Raw genomic sequence first — 13,382 nt, forward strand, 5'->3', positions numbered from 1 at the left:
GGAAAAGCTGACCTACGATGGCTCAGGTCGGCTTTTCACCGCCCTCTCTTGATGCAAACTACCGCAGACGCTAGACTGTCTCGATTCCATCAACCGTGTATCTTTAGCGGTGCTTTCGTTTTTAAATCATCAGGAAACGCACAACTTATGCCGGACACCATTCCTGCCGATTCAGTAGGGCTCGTTACGCCGCAAGTGGCTCAATTCGACGATCCTCTGACGCTTTCTTGTGGCCAAACTCTGCCTAACTATCAGCTTGTCTATGAGACATACGGTGAGCTGAATGCGGATGCCAGTAATGCAATTTTAATCTGTCACGCACTCAGTGGTAATCATCATGCCGCAGGGTACCACACGATGGAAGATCGCAAGCCAGGGTGGTGGGACAGTGCCATCGGCCCAGGCAAACCAATTGATACCAATACATTCTTTGTTATTAGCCTCAATAACTTAGGCGGTTGTAACGGCAGTACTGGCCCGACCACCATCAATCCTGCCACAGGCAAGGCATGGGGGGCTGCATTCCCATTTGTCACGGTAGAAGACTGGGTCGAATCACAAGCACGATTAGCCGACCGTTTTGGTATCAAGACGTTTGCCGCTATCGTCGGAGGCAGCTTAGGAGGGATGCAGGCACTGGAGTGGAGCGTACGCTATCCAGACCGTTTGAAAGCAGCGGCAATCATTGCGTCAGCACCAAAGCTATCGACCCAAAACATTGCTTTTAACGAAGTGGCCCGTCAGTCAATACGCCGCGATCCGGCATTTTTTGATGGACATTATCTAGACAACGAGTCAGTGCCAGAAAACGGCTTAGGGCTGGCGCGCATGCTCGGACACATCACGTATTTGTCCGACGATTCAATGGGCAATAAATTCGGTCGTCAGATGCGCCACGATGAGTATCAATACAACTACGAGATAGAGTTCGAGGTTGAAAGTTACCTACGATACCAAGGTGAAGCTTTCTCACGTCGCTTTGATGCCAACACTTATATGTTAATGACCAAAGCACTCGATTACTTTGATCCCGCGGCAAGGGAGCGTGGTGACTTAGCCAAAGTTCTGAAACAAGCCCAATGTGAGTTTTTATTAGTATCGTTCACGACAGATTGGCGCTTTTCCCCTGCTCGCAGTGAAGAAATTGTCGATGCATTGATCCGTTCAGGAAAACACGTCACCTACACTAAGATTGATTCGATTGAAGGCCACGATGCTTTTCTATTCCCGATTCCGCGTTACATGGCTGCTCTACGAGGGTTCCTTGGTCGCATTGCCAAACGCCTGCCACCAAAGGAGACTGTATAAATGCGTGCTGACCTGGAATTAATCAGCGATTGGATTGCGCCGAATTCTCGTGTTCTGGATCTTGGGTGCGGCAATGGTGACCTACTGGACCACCTCGCAGAGCATAAAAATACGACGGGGTATGGTCTTGAGATCGATGCGGATAACATCAATCTATGCATCGAAAGAGGCATTCCTGTATTAGAGCAAGACATTGACGCTGGACTCGAAAATTTCGACTTACAAAGCTTTGATGTCGTTGTGATGGCGCACGCGTTACAGCAATTTCGGCGCCCTGATTTATTGCTAGACGAGATGCTGCGTATAGGCAAAGAAGCCATCATCACCTTTCCAAATTTCGGGCACTGGCGAAACCGAATTCACCTTGGCGTAAAAGGTCATATGCCAGTTTCTGAATTTTTACCTTACAACTGGTACGACACTCCTAACATTCACTTTTGTACATTCAGCGATTTTCGCGATCTATGTCAGCAAAAAGACTTAAAAGTGCTGCGCTGGGCCGCTGTTGACGGACAATTACGTAATCATTGGTGGACTCGAATGATGCCTAATCTGTTCAGCGAGACCGCCATCTTCCATGTCAGTCGTTAAGTACGAGGTATATCAGTGAAAAAGCTCTGGACGGTATTGTGGTTACTCTGGGGAAGTCATGCTGTAGCAGACCAAGTGCAGTCATTCGGCGCATACCAAGTGCACTACAACACCTTTGAGTCTGCTTTTTTAACACCAGACATTGCGAATCAATATGGGTTTACGCGCAGCAAAGGACAAGCCCTGCTCAACGTAGCAGTCACAACACAAGCCGCAGGCCAACTGCCCCAATCACAGAGAATGATTGTCACAGGAACGGTAACCAACTTACTAGGGCAAATAGTCCCGCTATCGTTTAAAACCATCGATGAAGGTGATGCGGTGTACTACATCGCCGCATTTACAAAAACCGATGACGAGATCCTAAAATTTCAAGTCCATGCACGCCCCAATGCCAATGCAGCCCCTATGACGGTCAACTTTCAACGCCACTTTTATGTGGATAAATAGGTAACGAAATGAGTCAAACCATCGTTCTTGCGAGTAACAACTCAGGCAAAATCAAAGAATTCAATACACTTTTCCAAGTTCTAAACATAGACGTCAAACCGCAAGGCGAATTTGGCGTTGAGGAAGCAGACGAAACCGGCCTAACATTTGTCGAGAACGCTATCCTAAAAGCACGCCATGCATGCGAACACACAGGCATGCCAGCATTAGCAGACGATTCAGGCATTGAAGTGGACTACTTAAACGGAGCACCGGGGATCTACTCAGCTCGCTTTGCAGGTACGCACGGCGATAACGATGCGAACAATGCCTTGTTATTGGAAAAGTTAGCGGGCGTTTCAACGTTGGAGCGCTCGGCCCGTTTCCACTGTGTATTAGTATTCATGCGCCATAAAGACGATCCTACCCCGATCATTGCTCATGGCAGCTGGGAAGGTCGCATCCTAGAATCCTCTGAAGGCGCAGAAGGGTTTGGCTATGATCCTATTTTCTATGTACCAGAGACTGCTTGCAGTGCAGCAAGCTTACCCAAAGAAATTAAAAACCAACTCAGTCACCGCGCCAAAGCTTTAAAAGAGCTGTTTGAAGCCCTGAAAGCACGTAACCTATTTTTATGAGCGCATTGCCCCCGTTAAGCCTTTATATTCATGTACCTTGGTGCGTACGCAAGTGTCCCTACTGCGACTTCAACTCACACCAAGCAGATCGTTTTGAAGAACAAGGTCAACTTCCTGAGCAAGCCTACCTAGAACAACTACTCGCTGACTTAGAGGTCGATCTCCCCTATGTCGCAGGTCGCCCGATACAAACTGCCTTCATCGGCGGCGGTACGCCCAGCCTGATGAGTGCTGATTTTTACTACAAACTCATGGATGCCTTACGCGAAAAGTTAACGTGGGCGGATCATGCGGAAATCACAATGGAAGCGAATCCAGGGACCTTCGAGCAAGAAAAATTCGCGCATTTCTGTCAGGCGGGGATTAATCGCTTATCCATTGGCATTCAGAGTTTTCAGACAAACCTGTTGAAAACCCTAGGAAGAATCCACAACCGCGAAGAAGCCATCCTCGCTGTGGATAAGTCTCGACACGCAGGGTTCGATAATATCAACCTTGATTTAATGCACGGCTTACCTGATCAAAGTGTTGCCATGGCGTTAGAAGATCTTCGCTTGGCCATCGAGCTGAACCCAGAGCATCTTTCATGGTATCAATTGACCATTGAGCCCAATACCGAGTTTTACCGACGCCCGCCTACGCTTCCAGAAGACAATACTCTGTGGAATATTCAAGACGATGGGTTAGCGTTACTTGAGCAGCATGGCTATCACCAATATGAGGTTTCCGCGAATGCCAAGCTTGGAAAAGAAGCGCAGCATAATCTAAATTACTGGCGCTTTGGCGACTACATCGGCATCGGAGCGGGTGCTCATGGAAAAATCACCTTAACAGATGGCCAGATCTTTCGAACCCGAAAGACTCGACACCCTAATCACTATTTAAACAACCTTCCTGAAGCGCTCTGCATCAAGGAGTCAATTGCGAACGAGGATTTACCACTAGAATTTATGATGAATCGTTTACGCCTATTTGAAGCGTTTCCTATCAACGATTTTAAACAATATGGCGGCCGTTCCCTGCCAACTAGCTTAATCGCAGCATGTAATGAAGCGGTAAAGCGCCAATTACTGGACTCAACGGCTTGGCAAAATGGATACGTAGATACCTCTGAAAAGGGGAAATTATTCCTCAATGAATTATTAGAGCTCTTCTTGTCAGAATAATCCTTACACTTACAATCATTTGACATCAAAGTAGTTTGCTGTCATTCTGCGCTCAACGGCGGCCTTACAGCTTTGTAAAAGCCGTCAATTTCCATAACTTACAATGTGTTAAACAATGTAGTTACTGAAGCGTTAGAGCTTCTGTTTCAATCAGGATTTTGCCTGTTACGTATGATTTTTAATCATATTTTTAAGGAATTTTACTCGACGCGTTCGAGTAAAACACAGCAACAATTGGAATAGCGGTTTTAGACAACGCCTCTGTGTGCCGTCTTTTTGCTTGCCGTTATTCCAATTGTTACAACCATACTTTTGGGAGATACAAGATGAGTAAGACTGATCCGGCCAAAGGCCGGGAAGAGTACAGCACATCCTACAAGGTCGGACAGGACAATGTTCAGTTCCTTGGATTGGATGTCCATAACCCTGTTTTCGGCACCAGCGCCTTAATTATCTTTGCCTTCGTGCTAGGGTCTATTATTTTCCCTAACGATGCCAAAGAAATCCTAATGGCGGCCCGCGGTTGGTCCATCAATAATTTTGACTGGTTCTTCTCCATTTCCGGCAACCTATTCGTTTTATTCTGTCTATTACTCATCGTGTTACCCATGGGTAAGATTCGCTTAGGTGGCACCGAAGCCAAAGCGGAACACTCTACGATTACATGGTTCTGTATGCTCTTTGCTGCGGGTATGGGTATCGGTCTAATGTTTTGGAGTGTGGCAGAGCCAGTTGCCTACTACACAGGTTGGTACGGCACACCGCTTAATGTCGAAGCCAATACCCCCGAGGCCGCTAAACTGGCAATGGGTGCAACGATGTTCCACTGGGGTCTTCATCCTTGGGCGATTTATGCCGTGGTAGCATTATCTCTCGCGTTCTTTGCTTACAATAAGGGTCTTCCGCTAACCATTCGTTCTGCGTTTTACCCTCTGTTCGGTGAGCGAGTTTGGGGCACACTAGGTCACTTCGTTGACATCCTAGCTGTCATCGCAACCATCTTTGGTTTGGCGACATCCCTTGGCTTCGGGGCGCAACAAGCGACCAGTGGCCTGCATTTCTTATTCGATATCCCTAACACTCTCACCACTCAGATTGTCGTAATTGCCGCAGTCACCTCTGTTGCAATTATCTCCGTCGCTCGAGGTCTAGATGGTGGGGTCAAACTGCTGTCTAACATCAACATGATCATTGCCGCGATACTTGCGATCTTTATCGTTGTTGTTGGGCAAACGGGGGCAATATTCAGCGCAATCGGTACGTTCTTCCTAGGCTACGTCGAAAATATTATTCCTCTTAGTAACTGGATCGGTCGTGAAGATGACACCTTCTACCACGGTTGGACTGTATTCTACTGGGCTTGGTGGATCAGCTGGTCACCATTTGTAGGCATGTTTATCGCACGCGTATCTCGTGGTCGTACGGTACGTGAATTCATTATTGCAGTGTTGCTCGTGCCAACAGCGGTATCATTAGTTTGGATGGCGATCTTTGGTGGTTCGGCGATCGAACAAGTCGAAAACGGTGTCGGCTCGCTGGCGGGTGGTATTACTGACGTATCCTTGTCCATGTTCCAAATGTTTGAGCAACTGCCATTAACGTCATTGATTTCCTTTGTCGGCATTGTTCTTGTATTGGTGTTCTTTGTAACCTCTTCGGACTCTGGCTCATTGGTTATTGATGGCATCACTGCGGGTGGTAAAACTGATGCTCCTATGTCTCAACGTATTTTCTGGGCAGTCATGGAAGGTATCATCGCAGTTGCTTTGCTTGTCGGCGGTGGCTCTGATGCTCTGTCCGCCATTCAGGCAGCAGCGATAACGATTGGCTTACCATTTACATTGCTCATGTTAGTAATGTGTGTGAGTTTGTTCATTGGTTTGAAGCAAGACCTCAAGTTCGTCACCAAATAAGTAGTAACCTACACGTGTCGAATGAACAATAAAGGCGAGCTAAGCTCGCCTTTATTGTTTTTGTCACAAAGCTTCGCTACTATACAAGCCTTCTTAAGGGAGTAATCTTCTTCACCTTGGTGAAGATTCTCTGTCAACATAATTGAGCCTCAATGCTCATGGCAGAGAAGTCCAACGTTACCAACGCTGGGATTGATGAGACTTAAGACAATCACTTTGCTCAGGTGGGCGCAGGTGTATTGTCTTATGTTTAATCGCCCACCATTGGATCTAGATAAATGGAAGCTATACTCACCTCTATCTCTACGGTTGCGCTCGCTGAAATGGGCGACAAAACGCAACTCCTAGCATTATTTCTTGCCGCTCGTTTTTCATCAAAATTTCAGATCGTACTGGGCATTATTGCCGCCACTTTATTTAACCACCTTATTTCTGCGTGGTTCGGCGTTCAAGTGGCTGAATGGATGCCTAGCTCATGGGTCAACTGGGTAATTGGTGCTAGTTTTATAATCGTTGGTCTATGGATTTTAATTCCTGATAAAGACGACAGCGAAGACAGCAATGTTTTAAAATCAGGGGCATTCATTGCCACGTTTATTTTGTTCTTTATTGCAGAGATAGGTGATAAAACGCAAATTGCGACGGTTTTGTTAGGTGCTTCGTATCAATCCGTCTACTTAGTGACCTTAGGCTCGACCATCGGTATGTTGGTTGCTAATGTACCTGTTGTTTACGCTGGCAATTGGATTATGAGTCGGATTGACCCGAAAAAAACACGTATCGCCGCCTGCATTTTATTTGTCGTGCTAGGCATCAGTGCGATGCTTTACCCTGTGGTCTAAATAAGAGGTCATTATGGATATCGAACTGTCGGAAATACTGGATACGCTTTGCGAATACGCACCTTTTGCTGATCTTAAAGAAGAACCTATCCTGCAAGATATGGTGAAAGACATTGAAATTCAGTATCTCCGAGCAGGGGGATGGGCGATCGCACCCGGTGAAAAAAATGAAACCTTATTTTTTATCCGCAGCGGCGCCATAGAATCCACCAGTAAAAGTGGTAAGTTACTGCAACGAATGCACGAAGGCGATGTCTTTGGATCATCTTCTTTGTTACGTGGCGGAAAGTCATCACACACCATGCGGGCGTTAGAAGATACTCTGTTATATCGGATACCCGCGCGCTGGTTTATTCAATTTTACAACGAGTTTGATGCGTTCTCCGATTTCTTCGAGTTGTCTCGTGAAATTCGACTCAAGACAGCCATGGACAGCCAGTCTTCCGACTTATCGCTTATGACCTGTCCTATCCATAGTTTATTGCGTCGCCCGCCCATTTCCGCGGACCACAATGTTGATATAAAGACCGCAGCCAATATTATGTCCGAGGAGCGAGTGTCGTCTCTGCTCATCACAAACGGTGACAAAGTCGTCGGCATTCTGACCGATCGTGACTTACGTAATCGTGTCGTCGCAAAAGGGTTGCCGCTGGATACGGGGGTCGACCAAGTCATGACCCATGATCCGATCTCCGTTGATGCAGGGGACTTTGCTTCCGAAGCAGTGCTAAAAATGATGGCAACGAATATTCACCACTTGCCGGTGCTTAAAAAAGGTCGGCCCGTTGGCGTCATCAGTACTGGCGACTTGGTGCAACGCGAAAGTCATGGTTCCGTGTACGTCATCAGTGATATCTATAAGCAAGAAGACATTGATGGTCTCGTGCAAATCAGCCAGAAGATGACTCATACCTTCACACAACTGATCAGTGCAGACGCCAACACTCAAATGATCGGTAATGCGCTTTCCCACATTGGTGTCGCATTTGTAAAACGCTTGTTGCAATTAGGCGAGCAAAAACTTGGTCCACCGCCCGTCTCCTATTGCTTTCTAGCCTTAGGCTCGCAAGCGCGGGAAGAGCAAACCATCACCACAGACCAAGACAATGCCATCATATTAAATGACCGCTACAACGACGCGGAGCATGGTGACTACTTTAGAGAATTGAGCGAATTTGTTTGCTACAACCTCGACAAATGTGGTTATCCATTATGTACTGGCGACATCATGGCAATGAATCCCAAATGGCGTATGACCTTGTCACAATGGAAACAGCAGTTCTCCGACTGGATTCAAAAACCTAAGGCTGAAGCCCTGTTAAACCTGTCGATATTTTTCGATTTACGGGGGGTTTATGGCAATAAAACGCTGGCGAAGCAGCTTAATCGTCATATCATCGAACAAGCAAAAGATCACAAAGGCTTTTTATCCGCCTTGGCTCGCAACGCCAACCAGCGTACACCACCTTTAGGGTTCTTCCGACAATTTGTCCTTGACGGCGAAGGCAAACAATCCCGCACCTTTAACTTAAAATCTCGCGGCATTGCGCCTATTAATGACCTTGTACGCGTTCACGCCCTCGCGCTTGGTTCTAATAAGCTGAATACCTTTGAGCGCCTCGAAGACATCGAAGAAGCAGGCGTCATGCCTGATGGTCGGGCACGTGACCTGATCCTCGCTCTGGAAATGATCAGCATGGTTCGCATTAAAAACCAAAAAGCCCAAATTGAGAACGGCGAAGAGCCTAATAACAATGTCAATCCAGAGACGCTCTCTGCTTTCGAAAAACGACATTTACGTGACGCCTTTAATATTGTCGCTCGCCAGCAGGAATTCCTGAAATATCGTTACCCAGGCAAAGGTTCTTAGCCCGATATGACCAAAACCACTGATCAGATTGACGACTGGCAAATAACTTTTGAGAAGCTTGCCGAGGAAGTGAATACGCCTATTTTGAGGTCGTTCTATCAAGCAGGTGTCGCAGGGCTTAGAATCCCCTTGCGTGATGCACCCATGGTCGCATTGGATATTGAAACCACCGGACTAGATCCCAACGGAGACGATATTATTAGCATTGGCCTAGTGGAATTTAGCCTTGACCGTATTCCGCTCAATGCAGCGCAATATTGGCTTGCTAAACCACATGGGCCGCTCACGGCGGAGTCGGTCACCATCCACGAAATTACGCACGACGAAATCAAAGATGCGCCGCGATTATCCAGCTTTTTAGATGAAGTGTTGACAGCGATTGCTGGCAAAATCGTTGTGGTTCATTGTGCAGCGATTGAGCGGCCGTTTCTCAATCAAGCAGCCGAAAAACTATACGGAGAACCACTGATTTTCCCAATCATCGACACCATGGCACTTGAGGCAGAGATTATCCACAAACCTTGGTGGAAGCGCTTCGGCCGCCAACCTTCGATTCGATTGGACTCATGCCGCCAGCGCTATCATTTGCCTCGATATCGTGCGCACCAAGCACTAATCGACGCCATTTCTTGTGCAGAGCTGTTTCAAGCGCAAGCCGCCCATCATTATGATCACGATAAGTTGACACAAGATTTTTGCTGCTAAAGCGCTGGGCTACTTTCGCGAATAATGAGCTCGGTTTCCAATTCCACATCTTTGGACTCTCGTAGGCCCAAAAATATCTCTGCGGCAATACGCCCCTTAGAGACCGTTCGCTGATAAATAGTCGTAATCGACGGGTGAAAGGTCTCGCTCTCAGGAATCCCATCAAAGCCAACCACTTGAAGCTCTTCGGGTACCCGTATCCCCATTTGCAGCGCTGCCTGCAAGGCCGCCAACGCAATACGATCACTCATACACAATAACAGCTGCGGTCGATTTGCCATCATTAAGGCCTCACGCGCGGCTTGATACGCTAGCTTATGGTTGTTATGAGGGATATTCCAAATTCGCTCTGGGGGTAACTCGATGTCGCTTTCGCTTAGCGCACGACGATAACCCGCCAAACGCTGAATCGAAATGGATGCTGCCGCATCAAACAGCTCGTCATCTCGGATGCGACACACACGATCCGTATCCAATAGAGCTAGCCCTAAAATAGCTATGTGCTTTGGTTTATGGACAAGAGCATGCTTCGTAATGTCGTACGCGCCTTGTTCATTCGTCACATTCACCGAGGGTGTTCCAGGAATTGCACTGTCCACCGTGACAACGTTCTTGCGAGCGTCTAGCCAAGGCGCATTATGATATTGCTGAGGTTTGTGACCGTAGACAATGAACCCATCTACCATTGAGGCTTGCATTCGGGTCTGAACGTCTTGTCCAGCTTCCGTGGCTGACAGGAGCAACATATTATAATCATTTGCTTCTAGAACTTCCGCCATACCAGTAATGAATTGATTGGCGACGGGATCAGACAATGAATAACTTAACTCATCGGATAATACGACTCCGACAATACCAGTACGGCCTGTACGCAAACTTCGCGCGGCAGCATTCGGGCCGTAGTAGCCCATTTCTTCACACTGTTTGAGAATATTTTCGCGCAATTCAGCCGAAAGCTGATCTGGACGATTAAACGCATTTGATATCGTAGCAGTGGATACGTTGAGCTTTAGCGCAACGTCTTTCAGGGTGAGTTTTTTTGTATTATTTTTCATGTTGACCTTCAATATCAGCCTATCGCCAGCCCCACCTTTGGGGCTGGCTGAAGGGTTACGCTAATGTTGCGTAGTATGCCTGATAAGGGGGTAACGTGACGACCTGATCTACCAACGTCGCTTGAAAACCGTGACCAGCCAAAGGCTCTGACACAGTATCACTTAAGGTTGCCTGTTGCTCGGTGCCTGTCATATTGATCACGACGACGACCCGTTGTCCCTCATACTCACGTACGAATGCCACAATATCCTTATTCGCAACATCCACTAAGTCTAAAGAACCATTAATCAGAGCGGGTTGCTGTTGACGCCAATGCATCAAACTGCGCATTTTATGCAGCAATGCAGAGCTATCGGCTTCTTGCTCTGCCACGCTCAGCGGCAAATGCGCCTGATCAACGGGCAACCAAGGCTCCACGGTCGAGAAACCACCTAACGGCGTACTATCCCAAACCATCGGTGTTCGACAGCCATCACGACCTTTAAACACCGGCCATAACGGAATGCCATACGGGTCTTGAATGCGCTCAAACGGAACATCCGCTTCCGGCAAGCCAAGCTCTTCACCTTGATACATGCAGACACTGCCACGTAACGATAAGATCAATGCCATCGCAATCAGTGGGTAAGCTTGCGGGTCTTCACCTTCTCCCCAACGGGTTCGAGCACGCACGACATCATGGTTAGACAGCGCCCAGCATGGCCACCCATCTCCGACAATGTCGTTCATATTCGCCAGCACCTGCCGAATGTACTCAGGCGAATGAGGCTTGTTCAAGAAGTCGAACGTATACGCCATATGCAGCTTATCACCGCCAGACGTGTATTCCGCCATGCGCTGCAATGGGAAATCATCCCCAATTTCACCGACCGTCGTCGTACCAGGAAATTCGTCCATTAATGCACGCAGCTCTTTTAAGAAATCTAAGTTCTCAGGACGGCTCAAGTCATACACGTGGCGTTGGTATGTGTACGGGTTATCCTCAGGCGCACCTTTTGTCTTAGGCTCACCAGGCGGAACAGGAGGATTGTCTTCCAGTCCTTGACTGTGGAAATAGAAGTTAACCGTATCCAAGCGGAAACCGTCCACACCTAGCTCCAACCAAAAGCGCATATTATCGAGATGCGCCTGACGAACTTCAGGGTTATGAAAGTTAAAATCAGGCTGACTTTCTAAGAAGTTATGTAGGTAATATTGCAGACGACGACTGTCCCATTTCCATGCGCTGCCACCAAAAATCGACAACCAGTTATTTGGCGGTGAACCGTCAGGTTTTGGGTCGGCCCACACATACCAATCCGCTTTGTCATTCGTCTTGTCTTGGCGGCTTTCTTCAAACCAAGGATGAACATCTGATGAATGACTGATCACCTGATCGACCATGACTTTCAGCCCCAATTCATGGGCACGATCAATCAACCCTTTAAAGTCAGCCAGTGAGCCAAACATGGGGTCAATATCGCGATAATCGCTGATGTCATAACCAAAGTCTTTCATCGGTGACGTAAAAATCGGCGACAACCAAATTGCATCGACTCCCAACGAAGCAACGTAATCCAATTGCTTCGTAATACCCACTAAATCACCGACACCATCGCCATTAGAGTCCATAAAACTGCGTGGGTAAATCTGATAAATTACTCCACCTTTCCACCAGTTTAAATTGGTCGACATAACAACGCTCTCCACTGTTCAATTCAAGCACTGCGCCAAGCACTGCTTACTCATTCTTACTGTTATGCAGCTTATGTACCTATTATTCGGTGCGGTAAGACTGCTCATTCTCATCAAATAAATGCAGACGCTCAGGGTTCGCGACCAAACGCACTTTATCACCTCGCTGAGTCGGTATCGTACCAATCTGTTTCGCAATGACCATGTCATCCATACCCGGTACCGCAATGTACAACAAGGTTGCCTCACCTAAGGATTCAATGAAGGACACTTCCCCTTCTAGAATCGCAGCGTCGCCGTCTCCTGCAATATCAAGATGCTCTGGACGCACGCCAAAATGCGCGGGCTTGCCCTGTTCACTCGACGCCGTTTTAATCGGTAACGTAACGGCTTGACCCGAGCTCAGAGACACCTCAGTGTGATCACCCGTCGATTGCACCGTACACGGAATGATATTCATAGCGGGTGCGCCAATGAACTTCGCAACAAATACATTTTCTGGGCGCTCATAGAGTGCCAAAGGTGACCCCACTTGCTCGATATTGCCCGCAGACAATAAAACGATGCGATCCGCTAATGTCATGGCCTCGACCTGATCATGCGTCACATAAATCATCGTGCTATCAGGCATGCTTTCTTTAAGATTGGCGATTTCCATCCGCGTCGCAACTCGCAACGCTGCATCCAAGTTAGACAGCGGTTCATCAAATAAAAAGACTTTCGGACGACGTACAATCGCTCGACCAATGGCGACACGCTGACGCTGCCCACCTGAAAGCGCTTTAGGTAAGCGATCTAAGTAGGGAGTCAGTTGCAACATCTCAGCCGCTTTACGTACTTGCTGATCAATATCATCCTTCGCCACTTTCGCAATTTGCAAACTGAATGCCATGTTGTCGTATACCGTCATGTGGGGGTACAACGCATAGCTCTGGAATACCATCGCGATACCGCGTAACGAGGGCGGAATATCATTCACCACTTGCCCGTCGATCTCTAACGTTCCGCCGGAAATCTCTTCTAATCCTGAGATCATTCGCAGCAAGGTAGATTTACCACAGCCAGAAGGCCCGACAAATACAATGAACTCACCTTGCTTGATATCTAAATTAATGTCCCGCATCACCTCGACTTGGTTTGCATAGACTTTTTTGACATTGGTTAACTTTACATCAGCCATATTTATTGCC

General features: G+C 47.5%; 12 protein-coding genes and 1 riboswitch. Of the genes, 9 read left to right on the forward strand and 3 right to left on the reverse strand.

The window, feature by feature from the left end; all coding sequences use genetic code 11:
- The first annotated feature begins 147 nt into the window (after positions 1 to 147).
- The 9 genes from metX to DN730_RS04165 all read left to right on the forward strand — a co-directional run bounded on the left by metX (position 148) and on the right by DN730_RS04165 (position 9,462).
- Positions 148 to 1,308 carry a homoserine O-succinyltransferase MetX gene (gene metX, locus DN730_RS04125; RefSeq protein ID WP_115466850.1) on the forward strand — a complete coding sequence of 387 codons (1,161 nt, stop codon included), beginning with the start codon at positions 148 to 150 and terminating at the stop codon, positions 1,306 to 1,308.
- Positions 1,309 to 1,899: a methionine biosynthesis protein MetW gene (gene metW, locus DN730_RS04130; RefSeq protein WP_115466851.1), complete on the forward strand. Its 591-nt coding sequence runs from the start codon at positions 1,309 to 1,311 to the stop codon at positions 1,897 to 1,899.
- Positions 1,900 to 1,914: 15 nt separating this feature from the next.
- Positions 1,915 to 2,349, forward strand: coding sequence for a DUF4426 domain-containing protein (locus DN730_RS04135; RefSeq protein ID WP_158541173.1), 435 nt, complete (start codon positions 1,915 to 1,917; stop codon positions 2,347 to 2,349).
- A gap of 8 nt (positions 2,350 to 2,357) precedes the next feature.
- The gene (gene rdgB, locus DN730_RS04140) at positions 2,358 to 2,966 is read left to right on the forward strand and encodes an RdgB/HAM1 family non-canonical purine NTP pyrophosphatase (RefSeq protein WP_115466853.1); all 609 of its coding nucleotides are present in this window, start codon (positions 2,358 to 2,360) and stop codon (positions 2,964 to 2,966) included.
- On the forward strand, positions 2,963 to 4,132 hold the full coding sequence (gene hemW, locus DN730_RS04145; protein ID WP_115466854.1) for a radical SAM family heme chaperone HemW: 1,170 nt from the start codon (positions 2,963 to 2,965) through the stop codon (positions 4,130 to 4,132). Before rdgB ends, hemW begins: the two co-directional genes overlap by 4 nt.
- Before the next feature lie 326 nt (positions 4,133 to 4,458).
- The gene (locus DN730_RS04150) at positions 4,459 to 6,045 is read left to right on the forward strand and encodes a BCCT family transporter (RefSeq protein ID WP_115466855.1); all 1,587 of its coding nucleotides are present in this window, start codon (positions 4,459 to 4,461) and stop codon (positions 6,043 to 6,045) included.
- Positions 6,046 to 6,129: 84 nt separating this feature from the next.
- A riboswitch (yybP-ykoY riboswitch) is annotated at positions 6,130 to 6,316 on the forward strand.
- 7 nt (positions 6,317 to 6,323) lie between these two features.
- On the forward strand, positions 6,324 to 6,887 hold the full coding sequence (locus DN730_RS04155; protein WP_115466856.1) for a TMEM165/GDT1 family protein: 564 nt from the start codon (positions 6,324 to 6,326) through the stop codon (positions 6,885 to 6,887).
- Between the two features lie 13 nt (positions 6,888 to 6,900).
- Positions 6,901 to 8,757, forward strand: a complete 1,857-nt coding sequence (locus DN730_RS04160) for a DUF294 nucleotidyltransferase-like domain-containing protein (RefSeq protein WP_115466857.1) — start codon at positions 6,901 to 6,903, stop codon at positions 8,755 to 8,757.
- A 6-nt stretch (positions 8,758 to 8,763) separates the two neighbouring features.
- Positions 8,764 to 9,462 carry a 3'-5' exonuclease gene (locus DN730_RS04165; RefSeq protein WP_115466858.1) on the forward strand — a complete coding sequence of 233 codons (699 nt, stop codon included), beginning with the start codon at positions 8,764 to 8,766 and terminating at the stop codon, positions 9,460 to 9,462.
- On the opposite strand, the gene DN730_RS04170 is transcribed toward DN730_RS04165, so the two are convergent.
- From DN730_RS04170 to DN730_RS04180, 3 genes are all read right to left on the reverse strand, one after another.
- The gene (locus tag DN730_RS04170) at positions 9,459 to 10,517 is read right to left on the reverse strand and encodes a LacI family DNA-binding transcriptional regulator (RefSeq protein WP_115466859.1); all 1,059 of its coding nucleotides are present in this window, start codon (positions 10,515 to 10,517) and stop codon (positions 9,459 to 9,461) included. The two genes, DN730_RS04165 and DN730_RS04170, sit on opposite strands and share 4 nt — an antisense overlap.
- Positions 10,518 to 10,572: 55 nt before the next feature.
- Positions 10,573 to 12,192: an alpha-glucosidase family protein gene (locus DN730_RS04175; RefSeq protein WP_115466860.1), complete on the reverse strand. Its 1,620-nt coding sequence runs from the start codon at positions 12,190 to 12,192 to the stop codon at positions 10,573 to 10,575.
- Positions 12,193 to 12,274: 82 nt separating this feature from the next.
- On the reverse strand, positions 12,275 to 13,372 hold the full coding sequence (locus tag DN730_RS04180; RefSeq protein WP_115466861.1) for an ABC transporter ATP-binding protein: 1,098 nt from the start codon (positions 13,370 to 13,372) through the stop codon (positions 12,275 to 12,277).
- Positions 13,373 to 13,382: the final 10 nt, after the last annotated feature.

It is taken from the genome of Marinomonas piezotolerans, assembly GCF_003362755.1.
Lineage (GTDB): Bacteria > Pseudomonadota > Gammaproteobacteria > Pseudomonadales > Marinomonadaceae > Marinomonas > Marinomonas piezotolerans.